16 protein-coding genes are annotated in these 17,835 nt (G+C 56.2%); 6 read left to right on the forward strand and 10 right to left on the reverse strand.

Translation table 11 applies throughout. The features are described 5' to 3' along the window. Window positions 1-187 precede the first annotated feature (187 nt). Window positions 188-1,327, forward strand: coding sequence for a DUF6268 family outer membrane beta-barrel protein (locus tag PSR63_RS03530; RefSeq protein ID WP_274330803.1), 1,140 nt, complete (start codon window positions 188-190; stop codon window positions 1,325-1,327). Here the strand turns inward: PSR63_RS03530 and metF are convergent. Further along, window positions 1,324-2,220, reverse strand: a complete 897-nt coding sequence (gene metF, locus PSR63_RS03535) for a methylenetetrahydrofolate reductase [NAD(P)H] (RefSeq protein WP_274330805.1) — start codon at window positions 2,218-2,220, stop codon at window positions 1,324-1,326. The two genes, PSR63_RS03530 and metF, sit on opposite strands and share 4 nt — an antisense overlap. A 10-nt stretch (window positions 2,221-2,230) precedes the next feature. Then, entirely contained in the window at window positions 2,231-3,481 is a 1,251-nt protein-coding gene (locus PSR63_RS03540; RefSeq protein ID WP_274330807.1) for a putative sugar nucleotidyl transferase, read from the reverse strand. Between the two features lie 365 nt (window positions 3,482-3,846). Here PSR63_RS03540 and PSR63_RS03545 point away from each other — a divergent pair, with 365 nt between their 5' ends. From PSR63_RS03545 to PSR63_RS03555, 3 genes are read left to right on the forward strand one after another with little or no spacing between them, the layout of a single operon-like run. Further along, window positions 3,847-4,947 (forward strand): GGDEF domain-containing protein, encoded by a 1,101-nt coding sequence (locus PSR63_RS03545; protein WP_274330808.1) that lies wholly within the window; start codon window positions 3,847-3,849, stop codon window positions 4,945-4,947. Window positions 4,948-4,971: 24 nt separating this feature from the next. After that, entirely contained in the window at window positions 4,972-5,961 is a 990-nt protein-coding gene (locus PSR63_RS03550) for a succinylglutamate desuccinylase/aspartoacylase family protein (RefSeq protein ID WP_274330810.1), read from the forward strand. A 40-nt stretch (window positions 5,962-6,001) separates the two neighbouring features. Then, window positions 6,002-6,352, forward strand: a complete 351-nt coding sequence (locus PSR63_RS03555; protein WP_274330812.1) for a four helix bundle protein — start codon at window positions 6,002-6,004, stop codon at window positions 6,350-6,352. A gap of 90 nt (window positions 6,353-6,442) precedes the next feature. Here PSR63_RS03555 and PSR63_RS03560 read toward each other — a convergent pair whose 3' ends face one another. From PSR63_RS03560 to flhA, 5 genes are all read right to left on the reverse strand, one after another. After that, complete coding sequence (locus PSR63_RS03560) at window positions 6,443-7,231, reverse strand: FliA/WhiG family RNA polymerase sigma factor (RefSeq protein ID WP_274330814.1); 789 nt, start codon at window positions 7,229-7,231, stop codon at window positions 6,443-6,445. A gap of 195 nt (window positions 7,232-7,426) precedes the next feature. Continuing rightward, window positions 7,427-7,690, reverse strand: a complete 264-nt coding sequence (locus PSR63_RS03565) for a hypothetical protein (protein WP_274330816.1) — start codon at window positions 7,688-7,690, stop codon at window positions 7,427-7,429. A gap of 180 nt (window positions 7,691-7,870) precedes the next feature. Further along, complete coding sequence (locus tag PSR63_RS03570) at window positions 7,871-8,692, reverse strand: MinD/ParA family ATP-binding protein (protein WP_274330817.1); 822 nt, start codon at window positions 8,690-8,692, stop codon at window positions 7,871-7,873. An 87-nt stretch (window positions 8,693-8,779) separates the two neighbouring features. Next, window positions 8,780-9,907 (reverse strand): flagellar biosynthesis protein FlhF, encoded by a 1,128-nt coding sequence (gene flhF, locus PSR63_RS03575; RefSeq protein WP_274330819.1) that lies wholly within the window; start codon window positions 9,905-9,907, stop codon window positions 8,780-8,782. Window positions 9,908-9,919: 12 nt separating this feature from the next. Further along, entirely contained in the window at window positions 9,920-12,046 is a 2,127-nt protein-coding gene (flhA, locus tag PSR63_RS03580; RefSeq protein WP_274330820.1) for a flagellar biosynthesis protein FlhA, read from the reverse strand. 386 nt (window positions 12,047-12,432) lie between these two features. Here flhA and PSR63_RS03585 point away from each other — a divergent pair, with 386 nt between their 5' ends. Next, window positions 12,433-13,608 (forward strand): sulfotransferase family protein, encoded by a 1,176-nt coding sequence (locus tag PSR63_RS03585; protein ID WP_274330821.1) that lies wholly within the window; start codon window positions 12,433-12,435, stop codon window positions 13,606-13,608. A 117-nt stretch (window positions 13,609-13,725) separates the two neighbouring features. Beyond that, window positions 13,726-15,600 carry a DUF4332 domain-containing protein gene (locus tag PSR63_RS03590; RefSeq protein WP_274330823.1) on the forward strand — a complete coding sequence of 625 codons (1,875 nt, stop codon included), beginning with the start codon at window positions 13,726-13,728 and terminating at the stop codon, window positions 15,598-15,600. 18 nt (window positions 15,601-15,618) lie between these two features. On the opposite strand, the gene flhB is transcribed toward PSR63_RS03590, so the two are convergent. The 3 genes from flhB to fliQ are packed head-to-tail and all read right to left on the reverse strand — an operon-like array spanning window position 15,619 to window position 17,834. Beyond that, window positions 15,619-16,728, reverse strand: coding sequence for a flagellar biosynthesis protein FlhB (gene flhB, locus PSR63_RS03595; protein ID WP_274330825.1), 1,110 nt, complete (start codon window positions 16,726-16,728; stop codon window positions 15,619-15,621). Window positions 16,729-16,731: 3 nt separating this feature from the next. Continuing rightward, window positions 16,732-17,535, reverse strand: a complete 804-nt coding sequence (locus PSR63_RS03600; protein ID WP_274330827.1) for a flagellar biosynthetic protein FliR — start codon at window positions 17,533-17,535, stop codon at window positions 16,732-16,734. A 23-nt stretch (window positions 17,536-17,558) separates the two neighbouring features. Continuing rightward, window positions 17,559-17,834 (reverse strand): flagellar biosynthesis protein FliQ, encoded by a 276-nt coding sequence (gene fliQ, locus PSR63_RS03605; protein ID WP_274330829.1) that lies wholly within the window; start codon window positions 17,832-17,834, stop codon window positions 17,559-17,561. Window position 17,835 lies beyond the last annotated feature (1 nt).

Genomic DNA, 17,835 nt, shown 5'->3' on the forward strand with positions numbered 1-17,835 from the left:
CGGGCAGGCGATTCCGGGGTAGATCTCGACCTTCCCCCTCTCCTACGACACGCATCTTCCGCGCAAGTTCTCTTCTTTCTTAGTGAGAATCGCCCGGAAATGGCGGTCTACCTGACACTGCGTTGACGCGATTTGGGTAATCGCCTATACGTTCCCTTCACTTTTTGACGGATCGAAACGGTCAGGGATGATGCGACCTACTTGGGTGCTGCTACTGCTAACGCTCGTGCTCAGCGGACGATCGCTGGGACAGGCTCCGTATGCACCCTCTCAGTACACAACGCCGGCCGAGGCCTCGTACGCCCCTGCTCAGACGGTGCCGGCCGCCTGGCCCCCTGCTCCACCGTGGGATGACGCTCAGGCCGGGCAGCCGATGCCCGAGTTGGTCCTACCGGAAGAGCCACCGCCGGAAGAGCAACCCTCACGCAGGCGCGGCTCGGGAAGTCCGTTTGGAGGTTCTGCCGGGCCTGGCTATGGGGTCGAGTGGTTTCCTGCTCAACCGGTCCAGGGGCAAGACGTCGACTTTCAACTCTTCGAGCAAGACGCGTCGACAGGCATGCCGATCTACCGCGGAGACTACGGCACGGCCGTGCTGACCGCCAGCGTGCAGAACACCCACTACTTCACCGACGCGGTGCTGCCGGATACCGGCCGGGCATTTCCGGACGACCTGTGGAACGTGAAGTTCGGCCTGACGTACATTCGCAAGTTCGACAGCGGTTCGTCGCTGGGCATTATCAGCAGTATCGGCTCGGCAAGTGACAAGCCGTTTCAAAGTGGTGATGAGATCAACCTGAACCTGATTTCGTTTCTGCGAAAGCCGGCCTGGAACGAGCGCGATGCGTGGATGTTCGGCGTGATGTATTCGCCGACGGGCTCGCTCAACTTTCCGGTCCCGATCATCGCGTACGAGTGGAACAAGTCCGAGGCGTTTCAGATGAACCTGGGTATCCCGTTCTCGATGACGTGGCGACCGCGGGAAGACTGGACGCTGGTCGCGACCTACGTTCCGCTGACCAACGGAAGCGTGATGCTCACGCACGACCTGTCGGAGCGGTGGCACGTTTACGGCGGCTATCGATCGGTCGCGCGGTCGTACTTCCTAAGTGATCGCGTCGAGAAAGACGATCGCTTCTTCGCGCTGCAGCAGCGGCTGGTCACGGGTATTCGCTGGGACGTGGGCAAGTACGGAGCTCTCGACTTCAGTACTGGCTACGCGTTCGACCGGCGCTACGGTGAAGGAGAGAACCAAGGTTCCGACCTTCACGATGAAGTGAAGGTCGAACCAGGTGCGTTTATCGGGCTCGACTTTCGCCTGAGGTTTTAGGCAGGCGAGCCAGACTTCTTGTTGGCCATGTGCTCTTTCAGAGCCGTCAGGATGTTGCCGGTCGCTTCGGCCTGGTTCAGCACGTAGAAGTGGAAGCCTGGGACGCCATTGTCGAACAGGTCGTTCACTTGCTGCGAGGCGTACGCCGTGCCGACCCGCTTGTGCCACTCGGCATCTTCGGGCTTCTGACTCAGTTTTTCATACAGCTTCTTCGGGATACCGGCGCCGCACATCTTGGCGATCTTCGAGATCTGCGCCAGGCTGTTGATTGGGAAGATGCCAGGGACGATCGGCACGGTAATGCCGGCCTTCTCGCAGCGTTCGCGCCAGCTGTAGAAGTCGCTGTTACGGAAGAACAATTGCGAAACGATCACCTGGGCACCGGCGTCGACCTTTCGCTTGAGGTTCTCGAGGTCGGCTTCGGCACTGGGGGCTTCCTGGTGCACTTCCGGATATCCGGCGACCAGCACGCCCAGCTCGTTGAACTCGTCGTTGATCAATTCGACCAGTTCGTTGGCGTAACGCAGACCCTTCGGATTGGGCTTGAAGGTGGTTTCGCCTTGGGGTGGGTCACCACGCAGGGCCACAATGTAATCGACACCACGACGTTCGGCTTCGGCCAGGAAGCTACGCAGGTCGGCCACGCTGGAACCGACCACCGTCAGGTGCGCGGCAACCGGCACCTGGAACATGGTTTTAACCTTCTCGACGATCTCGAGCGTTCGCCCGCGTGTCGAACCACCAGCGCCATAGGTGCAGGTGATGTAGGCAGGCTTGTGTTGCATCAGCCGCTCAACTTGCAGCATGAGCGACCGCACTCCCTTGTCGGTCTTAGGGGGATACAGCTCAAACGAGATCGGCAGTTCGCCGGGCTTGTAGAATTCGGAAAGCATGGGGCTAGTTCTAAAAAACGAGGGGCTCACCGGTCAGTTGACGTTCTTCCTGGGTGAGCAGGTACATATCGTGTATCAGTTGGATGTCACAAGGCGTCTGGGTTACGTTACGCCGCTGGAACATTCTTTGTTGGGTCGAAATCATGACCTCCGGCGGCAGTTCGGTAACCTGACCGAACAGGCGGGCATAGTTCACGAAGCTCGGCACGTTGGTCGTGACGAATCCGTATAACATGCTGCAGACGCCAATTGTCTTACCGGTAAATATACCCGTATTGATGGCCGTCTTTGAGTAGTCCCCAAAAATCGATCCCACGAATTGCATTTTCGTGGCGACGCGGCCAAACGGATAGTCCATGTTGACTGTTCCGTAGGTATTCTTCAGGTCGCTGTTCGATGTCCCAGCGCCGAGGTTTATCCAGCTTCCCAAATAACTGTGTCCAAGGAAACCGTGGTGCTGCTTGTTGGAAAACGGTTCTATCACCGTTGCTTCTACTTCTCCGCCAATTTTGGTCGTATGTCCGAGCGAAACGGCATCTTTAATGGCCGAATGCTCGATCACTTTGACGTTCCGGCCCAAGTAGGCGGGCCCGCGTAAAAAGCAGAAGGGGCCAATACTTACGCCTTCTTCTACCACGATTGGGCCACTTGAGGCATCCACCGAAACGTTCTCGGCCAGGCTGATCTCGCCAGCAGCGTATAACCCATCTTGGACTTCGTGGTAATCGCCAGACCGTAGCCGGTATTCTAAGTTTTCGTGAATGATTTCTTCGTTAAACCGGACGACATCGTGGGCGTACTCGAACAGCTCGAACGTTTCGTCGCGGAGCGAAAGATCGGAACGGGAAGTCAGGGTATCGACGAAGGCCAGGAACTCGTCGTAAGTGCTGCTGGTGTTCGGGATACGCTGACCTGGCGGCAACAAGGCAGCGATGACTCGGCCGTCGTGAAGCACGATCCCTGGCTGCTTCGACTGAACCCAGCGAGTCAGCTTTTCCAGGATCTGTACGCGAGGCACAACACTGGCGCTCAGCAGCAGAGTCGGTTCACCTTCGGTCAGGGGTGTCTCGTGCAGCGGCGGGTAATACTGTGCCTGGAAAGCGGCGATATGATACCGCACCACGCCACGGCAGGCATCGAACTTCTCGGCCAGCAGTTCAGCCAGGCGAAAACCACCGCACGTGATCCCATAGGCCGGTCGCGCAAGCACGATCGGATAGAGCTTGGAAACCAAACGGTCTTCAAAGAGGATGCAGTTCATGCCTAGGCGGTGTCTTTCTCGGCTTCCTGCCGAACGACTGAAAATGTTACCGGTAATAACGAATTTAACACCACAATGTGGTTTAATCGTCTTTCAGGCAACACGTCTGCTGCCCTAAGGGTGCCCTGAAACGGTTTCGCACCCGATATTTTTGTAATCTTTGCTTACAATTGTCTCCAAGACCGTTGTACCCGAACTTTTAATACTGCGATTCCCCCAGAAACACTGTTGCCCCGTCTCATTAAGCAACCTGTAACCTAAGATTTCCCAGCGGTTTTGGCATCCACATGATGGGACTTGCGCCAGGCAAACCTTTTTTTTGAGGTTTTGGACGCGTCCCCTGCAACTCCTTGTTTGACCGAACTATGGCTGAGCTTTTGACTTTTGTTCTGGGTGACGTATTTGGCGTGGTGACCCTCGCCGTGGGAATCGCAATTGGTTTCTGGCTGGGAAGATTATGGTCCAAGTACATCCAACCTCAGCCCGAAGCCAAGCCCGAGGAGAAGTCGGCCGTCTATCGCGAACAGTTGGCCGGCATGATTCAGTTCACCAGTCATTTCACCGGCGATCTGAGTAAACATATCGAGCTTTTGGAGAATCTAGAGCAGAAGTTGGCCGAGCCCGGCAGTGAAGATCCGGAACTGGTCGACGACGGACCTTCGGCCAAGGCCGTGGAATTGATCGCCCAGATAACGGCAGCCAATCAAAAGCTAAAGCAACGTCTGGAATCGGCAGAAGCGACGCTCAAGACGCAATCCAAGGAATTGGTCGATACCCTGTCGGAAGCACGGACCGATGCCCTGACGCAATTGCTCAACCGCCGTGCATTCGACGAAGAACGCGAACGACGCTGGGCGCTGTGGCAGCGCAAGAAGCAACCGTTCAGCCTGTTGATTCTCGACATCGATCATTTCAAGAAGGTCAACGACACCTACGGGCACGATGCCGGCGACCTGGTCCTGCGTGAAGTTGCCGCTCGACTCAGTAGCGTCATGCGAAAGACCGACTACCTGGCGCGAATCGGCGGAGAAGAACTAGCCATCCTGATTCCCGAGTCAGACTGGCACGCTGTTTCGACCGTCGCCAAGAAGATTCTCAACGTTATCCGCTCGTTGCCGGTTCAGTACGGCGAGAAGGCGATCGACGTCACAATCAGTTGCGGCGTGATGCCGGTCATTCATGCCGACGGAATCGAACCGTTGACCAAAGGGGCCGACGAAGCACTCTACGCTGCCAAGGCAGCCGGTCGGAACTGTGGCTTTCTGAACGATGGCGAATCTCTGATTCCGCTTGAAAACCACACCGTGGCACCCGCCAAGCAGGACGAAACGCCGGCGAACAATCAAACTGCCGGACCAGAAGACAAGTCGGAACCGACCGCACGAACTCAGGTCAGTGAACTTGATTCCGCAGCGAATGAACTTAAGAATCGACTGTTTCAGATTTCGCAAAGCATTTTGCCGTAACGTAAGAGAAGGATCTTACGACGTATGGACGCGCGACACCCTAAAGAACCCGCTCATCAGCCGAGTCGCTCGTTTGTTATCGGGGGACAGTACGTAGGGCCAGGCAATCGGCTCCGTCTGGAAATCCCCGTCGCCAGGCTTCCTACCGGCACCTACATCACGCTGCCGATCGAAGTCTTGCATGGCCCCGTGGAAGGACCGACCGCCTGGGTTTCCGCCGCTGTGCATGGTGACGAACTGAACGGCGTCGAAATCGCTCGCCTGCTTCTGGAACGGCTGAAACCGAGCAAGTTGATCGGAACCTTGATCGTGGTGCCGATGGTCAATGGCTTCGGCGTGATCAATCAAAGCCGCTACTTGCCAGACCGTCGTGACTTGAACCGTTCGTTCCCCGGCTCTAAGAGTGGCTCGCTGGCGTCGCGTCTCGCTAAGTTGATGATGACCGAGGTGGTGCAGCGATGTCAGTACGGTATCGATCTGCATACCGGTTCCAACCTGCGTACGAATCTTCCACAGATCCGCGGCGACATGGACGACGAAGAAACGTACGAGTGTGCTCTAGCGTTCGGACCGCCAGCGATTGTGCACTCGGACCTTCGCGACGGTTCGCTGCGAGCTGCCGCCAATGCCAAGGGGATTAAGGTTCTGCTTTACGAAGCAGGCGAACCGAACCGATTCAATCACGACTCGATTCGCGTCGGCGTGAACGGCGTAATGCGCGTTCTTTCCTTTCTGAAGATGCTCAAATCGCCGGTCAAGCTTCCCAAGCGATCACCCAAGATGATCCGCGAGTCGACCTGGGTACGGGCCAAACGCAGCGGGATCGTGCGTCTATTGGTTGAACTGGGTGACGAGGTCGAAGCCGGTCAGCAGATCGGCATCATCGCCGACGTATTCGGCACCGAACCCAAGTATCTGAAGGCCCCCTACGGCGGCCTGATCATTGGCCTCTCGAACAACCCGATCGCGCATCAGGGAGACGGTTTAGTTCATGTTGGGCGGTTGGGGTCCTAGTTGGAAGTTTTCAGTGTTCAGTTTTCAGTAAGAGCCGGCGATGACATATCGTTCGTTTGAGGATTTAGAGGTCTGGAAACGCTCCTGTAAGCTTGCAGTTCTTGTCTACGAGTCCCTTCGAGATAGCCGCGACTTTGCATTAAAAGATCAGATGCAGCGTTCCGCTGTTTCAATCGCCTCGAATATTGCCGAAGGCTCCGAGCGAGGAGGGAAGGATTTCAAACGGTTCCTTCGCGTTGCTCGCGGATCGAGCGCCGAGCTCCGAACCCAATGTTACATCGCTGGAAAGATCGGAACGATCACTCCTGAGCAAATGCAGAACTTGGTAGACGAACTTAAGCAGATTGCCAAAATGCTAACCGGCTTGGACCAATCTCTTACTGAAAACTGAACACTGAAAACTTCCATCTGGCAAAACAAAAAAAACGACCCATCCGAAAATGGGTCGTTTGTCGCTTGACGGTTCTATCTCGCGGGAACGCTAAACGGTTCCGAACTCTGGCTTCCGCCGTCCGAGTTGGCTTTGCAGTCGCGAGACGATGCTGCTGTGCATCTGGCTGACGCGGCTTTCGCTCAGGTCGAGCGTGGCGCCGATTTCTTTCATGGTCAGCTCTTCGTAGTAGTAGAGAATGATGATCAGACGCTCGTTGCGATTGAGCCCCTTGGTCACCAGACGCATCAGGTCATTCTTTTGAATGCGACGCGTAGGGTCTTCACCCTTTTTGTCTTCCAGAATATCGATCTCGCGGACGTCTTTATAGCTGTCCGTTTCGTACCACTTCTTGTTGAGGCTGATGAGCCCGACGGCGTTGGCGTCGGAGACCATCTTTTCGAGATCTTTGAGCGGCATCTGCATATGGTCTGCCAGCTCTTGGTGGGTGGGTGCTCGTCCGAACTTGGCTTCCAATTGCTTGGTAGCTTCATTCAACTTGCTCGCTTTCGAGCGAACCAGACGCGGTACCCAGTCCATGGTTCGCAGTTCGTCGAGCATTGCACCGCGAATACGCGGGACGCAATACGTTTCGAACTTCACGCCTCGGCTCATGTCGAACGCGTCAATTGCGTCCATCAAGCCAAAGACGCCTGCCGAGATCAGGTCGTCGAGTTCGACCCCTTCTGGCAGTCGAGCCCAGATCCGTTCGCCGTTGTATTTCACCAGCGGCAAATAGCGTTCAACAAGTTGGTTTCGTAGTTCTTTCCGCGACGGGTCTTCTTTGTAGGCTTCCCACAAATGAGACACGTCTTCCCTGGTCGCGGTCGTCGTTGCCATGCGTTCCTCCGTGAATCGCCCATCTTGAGCTAACACGCATTTTCTTATGAAATCGACGGGCCTGAATCCTTCAGGCCACTTCCCCGTTGTTGGCAAAATGCCACTTCGGAAAGGGAATCGATCAGGTGATCCAATCTCGCGTTAGGGACTCGGAGATTCCCGGGGAGGAATATCTTTGTCTGCCTATGTCGCGGGTTACGCGGTTTTGGGAGCCTTGGAGTCGGCGAGCTTGTCGCCTTGTTCCAGTGCTTCCAACTCCGCATTGATTCGCTGCCGCACCGATTCGTCCACAATGCGGGCTGCAGCATTTCCTATCAGCCATCCGATCGCCGCGAACAGAAACATTGCTCCGATCGCTGCGATAAGAATCGATTCGATCCCGCCCGACATGACCAATCCCCGTGCAGTCACGGTGACCAGTGCCGTCGTAGCCAAGATTCCCGCGTAGTCGCGTCCCATCGATTCCCGATTGGTTGAATTGTATCGATCCGCAAACCTCATTCGTCACATGCGCATGTGACGCTTTCTCGTTCAATCGACGCTCCAAAAACGAGAATTGAAGTAATTTTGCGGATATCATTTGTTTTGCTTGAAAAACTTGTCGCCAGTTCTGAAGTGATTGCATCGATAGCATCATCGTTAAGCGGCCCTCTTCGAAGATGGCGATTGGGAAAGGCTTAACGACATGCGCACCAGGCGATCAGCAATCCTCTGAAGCGACTTGCTGGCTGTATGATCGGCGTACCGCTGGATGAACGGTTCGGCTGCGCGTGAGGCAGCGCCGATCTCGGAGGCCATCTCGATGTGGCCAACCGATTCAATTGCCAGGTTCAAAAACTTACCGGCGGTTGCATCCATACCGGCGATTAGATCGAGATGTCCCGAATCGCTCGAGGCGCGATTCATGACGACATGAGTGACTTTTCTCGGCGAGTAGCTATGCAGCGATCGTACTCGCTCGTAGCCGGCCGTGATGGCATCTGCCTTGGGATTCAGTATGACCAGGAACAGCTGGGCCATTCGCCACAGTTCGCCGGCCAGGGGACTCAATTCATTGCCGGCATCGATCAGCACGATGTCCGCATGACGTCCCAGTCCCATGAGTTGTTCGATTAAGCGGTCGACAGCTGCCACCGGCCACTGCCCTGCCCCGCTGCTTTGATCTGTTGGAAGCAATAGCGACGCGGCCAAACCAGGCACCAGGTATTCGTGCAGGTCGAGCCGTCCAGTCAGCAGTTCATCGATGCCGACTTTGGGTGTGCGACCGGTTAACTGGGCGAGCCCTGCGTTGCTCGGATTCAAATCGATCGTGGCAACGCGATGCCCGGCCAATCCCATCGCACAGGCCAGGTTATGGCAAACGGTCGTTGTCCCTACTCCGCTACTACCACCGAACAGCACGAAGGTTTTCGCTTTCGCGAACGCCGGTGTGCCGCCGATCATGGCGCGTTTAGCAAGCATTCGCAGAAGCGTAGCTTGATCACGGGGAAAAGAAGGTTCAAACGACATGATAGATCAGAAATAGTCTCTACTAAGGTTGGTTGGTTTCTACAGGATGCGAGCGACCAAGTCTTCCGCTTCAGCAGCGGCAATGGCCTGGGGAACGTCCTGACCGTTGGTCACGTATGCCAGCGGAAGCTGGGGATCTTGCAGAAAACTCAATGTGTTACCCAACGAACCAACCTCATCAATCTTGGTTAATACCCAGCTGGAAGGACCCACCGTGGTGAACTTTGCCACCGCCTCGGCCAGGCTCTTCGAACTGCTGGGGGCGGAAAGTACCAAATAGGTCTCATCAGGGGAAGCTGCTTTTATCAAAGATCTGAGTTGCTGTACTTGCACCTCATCGCGAGGGCTTCGACCAGCCGTATCAATGAAGATCTGCTCGCAGTCCGATAGCTCGTTGATAGCACTGCGTACTTCCATCGGAGTCGAAACGATCTTCATCGGAAGATCCATGATCTCGGCATAGGTTTGCAACTGGTCGACCGCGGCAATTCGGTAGGTATCGACCGTCACCAGGCCAACACGACGCTTGTGATCAAACTTGGCCCGTGCCGCCAGCTTGGCAATCGTGGTTGTTTTTCCGACGCCGGTTGGCCCAATCGCAGCCACAACCCGGGGATATACACGCGGGTCATCAATGTCGCGGCCCACGTGAATCGACGCCGCCAGCTCGGTACGGATTGCTTGCAGCAGCAGTGCTTCTTCTTGCTGCGACGCTTCGGTATGCGTCGTCAGGACTTTCTCGCAGATCGAATCAGCCAGGAAGCCAGGCACTTCGGCTTCGACAAGTCGCTCGCGAATCCGCAATAGCGAAGGAGGCCAACCAGGACCGCTGCTGAAGAACGTTTGACTGAACGACATCGCTTCCAAGTCGATGCCGGCATCTTCTTGCTGTGTTATTTCTTCCGGAGAAGCAGCAACTTGCTCGGTTGGTTCCGGGGAAACGGCTTCCGCTTCGGGTTCTTCTTCCGGCTCTTGGATCTCAAAGCGACTTTTCAGGTTCGAGTCGGTCGAGGCCGCTAGTTCGATTTCCTTACCGCCGAGCAGTCCCTTCAGTCCACGCTGCGGAACTTCACGCGTATGGAGCAAAGCGGCATCAGGACCTAGCTCTTTGCGAACTAACTCTAACGCTTCGTGCATCGATTTGGCGCGGAATGAGCGAATGTTCATGGTGGTTACTTGTTACTTCTGCGGCGGTTGCTGCGGGCCCTGTCCTGGCGGCGGAGGAGCCTTGCCTGGCATCGTGTCACTGATGATACCCATCGATTCGATCATCGTGTCGTTGGTGATCTCGTTGTGGCTCAGCACGATCAGGTCAGGAATGAAGTTACCGGTTAGTTGTTTGACGGCGGGGCGAATCTGCGGATTGACCAGCACGATCGGCGGCTTGCCAATTTCTCGCAGCTTCTCGATACCGACGGCAATCGACTTGCACGTCATCTCAATCGCCTGAGGACTCATGCGGGCAAACGCACCGCGTTCCATGTCAATGCCTGAGGCAATCCGGTCCTGCATCGCGGGATCGAGCGGCACCACGTAGATGCGGCCTTCCTTGTCGCGATACTTGGTACAGATCGTCCGTGCCAGCTTGTGCCGGACGAACTCGGTCAGCCAGACAGGGTCTTTCGTCCGACCGATATGGTCGCCCAAGGTTTCCAGGATGCGTGCCAACTGACGGATCGAGACTTCTTCGCGAAGCAACAATTGAAGCACGGCTTGAACATCGCCGATCTTCATCGCTCCAGGAATCAACTCGTCAACCACTGCCGGCGATGTTTCTTTGAGTTCGTCCAGAAGGTGCTTCGTTGCGTCGCGGGTAAGCAGCTCGTCGGCATGCTTCTTCGAAACACGCTGCAGATGCGTTGCCAGAACCGAAGTTGGTTCCACGATCGTGTAGCCCATCATTTCGGCTTGAGGCCGCATACCGGGTTCGATCCATACTGCAGGTTGATTGAACGCAGGATCGCGTGTCTTTTCGCCTGGCAGGTCTCCCTTGGCACCACCCATGGCAATGGCCAGCAGACCATCCGGGTAGATCGTATTCTCGGCAACCACGTTGTTGCTGATCTTGATCCGGTATTGGTTCTCGTGCAGACGCATGTTGTCGCGGATGCGGACCTTCGGCAGGATCACGCCAATCTCGCTGGCAACGTTTTGACGAACACCTGTAATGCGTGGCAGCAAGTCGCCACCTCGGGCAGGTGCCGCGAGACGCACCAAGCCAACGCCCAGTTCCATTTCCATAGGATCGACCGTGAGATAGTCCTCGATCCGGTCGTCCTTCTTAGCGGCTTCCTGTTCTTCTTTCTGTTTCTTTTCGGTCTCTGCGGCCTCGACTTCTGTCTTCTTGGTTTGTCCCTTCTTGGTCATCACCGCGATGCCCACACAACCGGCACCAATGACCAGCAGCGGAAGCGTCGGTAGGCCTGAGAAGATGAGCAGCCCTAGGAAGCAGCCAGCCACACCTAGTGCTTCCGGGCGCGAGAACAACTGCTTGATGAATTCCACCGGCAGGTTCGATTCTTCGGTGCTTCGCGTGACGAGCAAACCGGCGGCAAGCGAGATCAGGAACGCTGGCACCTGGCTCACCAGGCCGTCACCGATGGTCAGCTTGGTATAGATCTGAGCCGCTTCGAGCACATCCAGTCCGGACGAAACGCCGATGATCAGACCGCCGACGATATTGATCAGAGTAATGACGATACCGGCGATCGCGTCACCACGGACGAACTTACTCGCACCGTCCATCGCCCCGAAAAAGTCGGCCTGCTGGGTGATCTCGGCACGTCGCTGCTGGGCTTCGACTTCGTCGATGATGCCCGCATTCAGGTCGGCATCGATTGCCATCTGACGCCCCGGCATACCATCTAACGCAAAACGAGCCGCCACTTCACTGATACGCGTGGCACCCTTGGTGATCACCAGAAACTGGATAAGCACGATGATAATAAAGATGATGATCCCGACTTCGACGCGGTCGCCTGCGACGAATTCGCCAAAGCTTTGAATCACACCGCCGGCCGCGTCCATCCCTTCGGTAGCCGCCCCGGTCAGAATCAAACGCGTGGTAGCAACGTTGAGAACGAGCCGAGCCAGCGTGGTCGCGAGCAGCAACGACGGAAAAATATTGAACTCAAGCGGCGTCTTCACGTAGATGGTCGTCAGCAGAATGATGACCCCCGCCGTGATGTTTGCTGTGAGCAGCAAATTCATCAGCGGCGCCGGCAACGGCATCAAAATCACCAGCACGCTGGTGATGATACCGATCGGCAGGATCAAGTCCTTGAGTCTGCTGAGGCTGAAATCCACGAGTTTCTGCGAACTTTTTTCAAGTTTGTCTAAAGGTTTTCTGTGCCCGATCCGACAACGGGCGGGTGGAAGATTACTGAAACCCGTTTGGGGTGTCCAGAGCGATCAATTGAGTGGAAGTTGTTGTCTGCAGACGAGTTAACTGAGGTTCGCAGTGCTAGCTAGAACAGGCGTCCCTTCCGTGTCTTGTTCCCTCTCCCTTCCCAAGGGAGAGAGCTAGGGTGAGGGTTGGTGAAGCGGATAGCAGCTTCTCCCCTCACCCTAGGCCCATCCCCCAAGGGGAGCGGGAACTGGAGAGATACCTTCGCTAGTCGATTTCACGTTTTTGACGTAAACTTCGGTACCAAACACCTCGCAATCGCAGACGTTTTAGGAATCTGAGCGACTTGAATGCCTCATCCCCCGCCACCGATTCGCAATCGAAACCGGCGGAAGCCTCAAAACCGAAGAAGCCCAAAGCCAACAGTTACCCCTGGTACACGCCACGCGTCTGGCATGGGATGCGGGTAGGCACGTGGGCCAGTCTGCTAGCAAAGAACGGTTTCAAGGTCCATCCTCTGAAGCTTGGCCTGGCCACGACCGTTTCCTGCTTTGCGATCAACAACAGCATCTGTCACCAACTGCAGAACCTGTTCTTCGGCAAGAAGATCCAAGAAGCCAAAATCGAGAACCCGATCTTCATTCTCGGTCACTGGCGTAGCGGCACGACCCTTTTGCATGAGTTGATGGCCGCGGACGATCGGTACGCCACGCCGAACACCATCCAGTGCTTCGCGCCGAATATCTTCCTGATCTATGGCCGGTTGATTGAGAATTACTTCAACTTTTTCATGCCCAAGAGCCGCCCGATGGACAACATGGGCATGGGGTGGTCGAAGCCTCAGGAAGACGAGTTCGGCGTGTTGAGCCTGGGGGAAATGTCCCCCTACGTTCGCATGGCGTTTCCCAACAACCCCAAGCCAGACCCCGATTACCTCGATCTGGCTGCCGTTCCGCCAGAGCGCAAGGAAGAGTGGCTCGACACGCTCGATCTTTTCATGCGGATGGTTACGGTCCAGGAACAGAAGCCGCTGATCCTCAAATCGCCTACCCACACCGGCCGAATTGGCGAACTGGCCGAGCGTTACCCAGACGCCAAGTTCATCCACATTGCCCGAGATCCGTACGACGTCTACGCGTCGACGGTCCGACTGTGGAACACGATGGACGAAGTGCAAGCATTCCAGGTCTCGAAGGACGACTACCGCGAGTACGTCTTTGACTGCTTCGAGCGGATGTATGCCGCCTACGATCGTGGGCTGGCATCGGTTCCGAAAGATAAGGTTTGCCAGACTCGCTACGAAGACCTGATTGCCGATCCGGTTGGGGAAGTTCGCCGCATTTACGAGGCAATCGATCTGGACGGGTACGACCGCATCGAACAAGGCGTGCGCGACTATGCTGAGCGCACCAAGGACTATCGCCGCAACAGCCACTCCATGGACGAGACCACCCGTCAGGAAATCCAACGCCGCTGGCGAGGATATTTCGAGGCCAACGGTTATCCGCTGGACGACGCCTAGACGGCAAATCCGACTTGGGGAAAACGGTCGTTTTTCGCTAGAATTCTGATTGCGAGACGACTTGGAACCAATCTTCCCCGCACACGGAACTGACTCGACTCGGGAAAGGAAGCCCGGATGCATTTGCTGTTCGATATTCTGTACGCCGCTCATGCCAACGGCACACACCATAAGCTGGCGATGGATGCGCTGAACCATCTGCCAGCCGAGAACAGCGAACGTCGCCGCAACATCTTCCTGAAGCACTACGAGCCCTACCTGCGTGGCTCGAAGGACCCCGACAAGAAGTTCAAGGACTTCCGCAATCATGTCCTGCACCCTTCCCAAAACTACTGGGGCGGAGCCGAGAAAGCGGCCAGAAAGTGGTACGACGAACTGGTCGAGGCGATCCGCTCGGAAAAGTGGAAAGAGGTCGCATACAACGCTGGCGTGCTGAGCCACTACTATAGCGACCCGATCATGCCTTTTCACACAGGCAGTTCCCAGGCCGAGAACAACATCCACCGAGCATGTGAATGGAGCATCAGTTGTTCCTACGATCGCTTGCGATCCACGGCCGAACTTCGTGGACTGCCGCCGGTACGAATGCCCAGTGGCCAGAATTGGCTGGAACAAATGGTTCGCGATGGAGCGACTAAGTCGCACGCGCACTACCAGACATTGATCGACCACTACAACTTCAAGCTCGGCCGTCGTAATCCACCACGTGGGCTCGACGTTGCCTGCCGCGATGTGGCTTCCGAGATGATCGGCTACGCGATCCATGGTTTCGCCAAGATCTTGAATCGCGCCTTCGAGGAAGCGGCCCACGAACCGCCTTACGTGCTGCTGGTCGTCGAGACCGTTTTCGCCACGCTCGAGATGCCTGTGCAGTGGGTCACCAAGCGAATGGAAAACACCGAGCAGGCCGAACTCGTGCGGCAGATGTTCCGCGAGTACCAGAAGACAGGCAAAGTCGAACGCAACCTGCCGGAAGACGTGCGCGTTGTTCGTGACGAGTTGGAAGCCGACATGAATCCGGACGAACCCAAGGAAGGGGAACGTCCACTTTACGAGGTGCCGGAACTACCGGAGGTAAGCCTCGCTAGTCTCAAGCTGACAGGCACCCGCAAGTCGACAACATTCAAGCCAGAACCGCCGAAGCCGAGCATTCCGGTCGAACAGGAGAAGCCGAAGCCCCGCGTTTCAATTCCGATCCCTTCCTTTGACGAAGATGACCAGCCAGCACCGAAGCCGGTCGCCGAGAAGCCACAGCCAACCGAACAATATCAACCGCTCAAACACGTAACGATTCGCCCCAAGGCTCCCGAACCGGAGCCGGAGGTCGAAGATGATGAAATACCTGTCAAACGCGTTCAACTAACGCAGCCCCCGATCAAGGAAGAACCACCCAAGGCTGAACCGACTAAGGTCGATCCGCCTGAAGAAGAGTTCCCACCTTCAGTTTCCATCGCGTCCAAAGAAGAGCCTAAGCCGGAAATCAAACCGCCGGCCGCCGAAGAGCCATCGCGTGAACGTGCAATCGAAGAAAAGAAGCCGATCCAAGACAAGCCGCTGAAGTTCTTTTTGAACTGGGATGATCCGGTTGTCGATGCACCTTCGATCGGCAATAAGACGGCAAAGCGTCTGGGTGCTGTAGGCATCAAGACAGTCGCTCAATTGATTTCAGCCGATGCCAAGTCGGTCGCCCCCAGACTCAAGGCCAAGCACATCACGCCCAAACTATTTGCCGAGTGGCAGGCTCAGGCCGTGTTAGCCTATCGCATTCCCATGCTCCGTGGCCACGACGCTCAGTTGTTGACCGCATGTGGTTTGGAAACACCAGAGGACGTGGCACAAGCTTCGGCGAAAGAACTCCTCGAAGAAGTTTCTGAATTTGCTGAGACGACCAATGGCCAGCGAATCATCCGTAGCAGTGATCCACCTGACTTGGCCGAAGTGACCAATTGGATCGCCTGGGCTCGCCAAGCGCGACGCTCCCAAGCGGCTTAGCACGCAAGAGGCTACACGCTACGCTGCCCTGCCCCGCTCTCGATCGGCTCGTTCCAGATCTTCCATCGTCGGCATCTGCTTGCCTTGCAGTTCGTAGACGTAACGCAGCACTTCGGCGACCGCTGCGTAACGATCGGCGGGAACCGGGTAACCGATCTCGGCTTCTTTGTAGAGGGCACGAGCCAGCTCTTTGCGCTCGACGACGGGGATATGATTTTCCAGGGCCAGCCGTCGAATGCGCTGAGCAACGTTGCCTGCCCCCTTCGCCACGACCACTGGGGCCGACATCTCGTAGGGATCGTATTTGAGGGCAATTGCCAGTTCGGTTGGGTTGGTGACGACAACATCCGCCGTAGGGACATCGTTCGCCATGCGGCTCATCGCCAATTGTCGAGCTACCTGGCGACGCTTGGCGACGATCTGCGGATCGCCTTGCATGGTTTTGATTTCCTCGCGGACCTCTTCTTTGGTCATCATCATATCTTGCTCGGCCTTCCAGACCTGGTAGGCATAGTCGAGGATGGCCAAAATCACCAACGCGGCGGCGATCTTCATTGAGGTCCACAGCGACGTATCAAGCAGGTACCGAGCCACCTCCATCGTGCTCAACGCTGAGAGCCCGAGGATGGTATCCATTTCAAACCAAAGTGTCACACCGGCAACAATCGAGATGATCAGGACTTTGCCAATCCCGAAGATCAACTTCATCAAGTTTGTCAGGGACAACATCCGCTGAATGCCAGAAGCCGGGTTCACGCGGTTCCAATCGAAGCCCAGCTTATCGGGCAGGAACATCACCCCGGACTGCATCATATTGATCCCGACCGCCGCCAAGAACAGCACCGCCAGAATCGGCAGCATGACCATGGCCAGTCGCCAAAACACGGTAGCCGTATGATTGGTGGCCCACAGGTCGGAAGGGTTCAACGGTGGCACGGAGCCGAGTTCATCGCGGGTCAGTTGCCCCAGAAAGTCGACCAGGTCGCGACCGAAAAACATGAGCGAACCCAGTGCGACGGCCAGCATCACAGCGGATACCAGGTCCTGGCTCTTGGGCACCTGACCCTTCTCGCGCGCTTGCTCGCGGCGATGCTGGGTTGCTTCTTCTGTTTTTTCTTGATCTGCCATCGCCTAATTCTGGGCCGTTTCGATTGAGCGATGAAACATGGATCGAATGTTATCGACGGTCGGTTCAACCGAACCTTGGAAGATCCACACGACACTGCCGATGGTCAGCATGACAAAGGCCATCAATAGCATCGTGTTCATACTGAAACCAATGGCCATCAAGTTCAATTGCGGGAGCGTACGGCTGATCACACCCATCACCAACACGCCAACCAACAGCGCCACCGTACCTGGGGCAGCTGCCTGAACGCCCAAGATCAGCGAATTGGCCAGGGTTTCACGAATGACATGCACCAATTGCACATCGATAGCGGCAACGCCTGGTGGTATCTCGGCGAACGTGTGCAGCAGGGCTGACATCAGAAAACGATGGCCACCAATGACCAGGAACACGGCCAGCACAACCAGGTCGAAGATGACCGCCAGCATAGGGACATTATCGTCGAAGGCCGGATTGAAGACGTCGGCAATCGAGAGACCACCGATCTGCCCCAATAGTTGCCCCGTCATCTGCACGCCGGCAAATAAGATTTTGATCCCCAGCCCAAGCGATAGGCCAATGATCAATTCGGATCCCATCACGATGATCAGGTTCGCCGCGTTGCCAGGCTCGGGGAAGTCGTAGTCCCAAAAGACAGGCGTCAGCATCAGCGAAATGGCGACCGCTAGAAACGATTTAACCTGAACCGGGGCGTAGTTCGCTCCTAGCACCGGAGCCGTAGCCACGAGTCCGCCGATTCGCGTCACGATCGCCGCGAAGATCAGCAGTTGCTCGAGGTTCGGTTCCAAGTACCGAAGCAGTTCCATGAAGTGTGCCCCCTAGCTAGTGATCAACCACCAGCGATCCGGTCGGGTATATTGCTGAACAACTCGACCGTGTAGCCGGCGAGTTTCTGAAAGAGCCATGGAAGCGTAAACGCCAACGCGACGGCCATCGCCAGAATCTTGGGAACGAACGAGACCGTTTGATCCTGAACCTGCGTCAACGCTTGCAGGAAACCAATCAACAGACCGACGACCATGCCCACCACCAGTACCGGGGCACCAATCATCAGGCACATCATCATGGCCTGTCGCGTAAGATCAATTGTCGTTTGCGCATTCATG

Origin of the sequence: Bremerella sp. P1 (assembly GCF_028748185.1) — a bacterium.
Classification (GTDB): Bacteria; Planctomycetota; Planctomycetia; order Pirellulales; family Pirellulaceae; genus Bremerella.

Coding starts and splice junctions, on each gene's coding strand:
- PSR63_RS03530 (WP_274330803.1), top strand. CDS start 188: ATGATGCGACCTACTTGGGTGCTGCTACTGCTAACGCTCGTGCTCAGC.
- metF (WP_274330805.1), bottom strand. CDS start 2,220: ATGCTTTCCGAATTCTACAAGCCCGGCGAACTGCCGATCTCGTTTGAG.
- PSR63_RS03540 (WP_274330807.1), bottom strand. CDS start 3,481: ATGAACTGCATCCTCTTTGAAGACCGTTTGGTTTCCAAGCTCTATCCG.
- PSR63_RS03545 (WP_274330808.1), top strand. CDS start 3,847: ATGGCTGAGCTTTTGACTTTTGTTCTGGGTGACGTATTTGGCGTGGTG.
- PSR63_RS03550 (WP_274330810.1), top strand. CDS start 4,972: ATGGACGCGCGACACCCTAAAGAACCCGCTCATCAGCCGAGTCGCTCG.
- PSR63_RS03555 (WP_274330812.1), top strand. CDS start 6,002: ATGACATATCGTTCGTTTGAGGATTTAGAGGTCTGGAAACGCTCCTGT.
- PSR63_RS03560 (WP_274330814.1), bottom strand. CDS start 7,231: ATGGCAACGACGACCGCGACCAGGGAAGACGTGTCTCATTTGTGGGAA.
- PSR63_RS03565 (WP_274330816.1), bottom strand. CDS start 7,690: ATGGGACGCGACTACGCGGGAATCTTGGCTACGACGGCACTGGTCACC.
- PSR63_RS03570 (WP_274330817.1), bottom strand. CDS start 8,692: ATGCTTGCTAAACGCGCCATGATCGGCGGCACACCGGCGTTCGCGAAA.
- flhF (WP_274330819.1), bottom strand. CDS start 9,907: ATGAACATTCGCTCATTCCGCGCCAAATCGATGCACGAAGCGTTAGAG.
- PSR63_RS03590 (WP_274330823.1), top strand. CDS start 13,726: ATGCATTTGCTGTTCGATATTCTGTACGCCGCTCATGCCAACGGCACA.
- flhB (WP_274330825.1), bottom strand. CDS start 16,728: ATGGCAGATCAAGAAAAAACAGAAGAAGCAACCCAGCATCGCCGCGAG.
- PSR63_RS03600 (WP_274330827.1), bottom strand. CDS start 17,535: ATGGAACTGCTTCGGTACTTGGAACCGAACCTCGAGCAACTGCTGATC.
- fliQ (WP_274330829.1), bottom strand. CDS start 17,834: ATGAATGCGCAAACGACAATTGATCTTACGCGACAGGCCATGATGATG.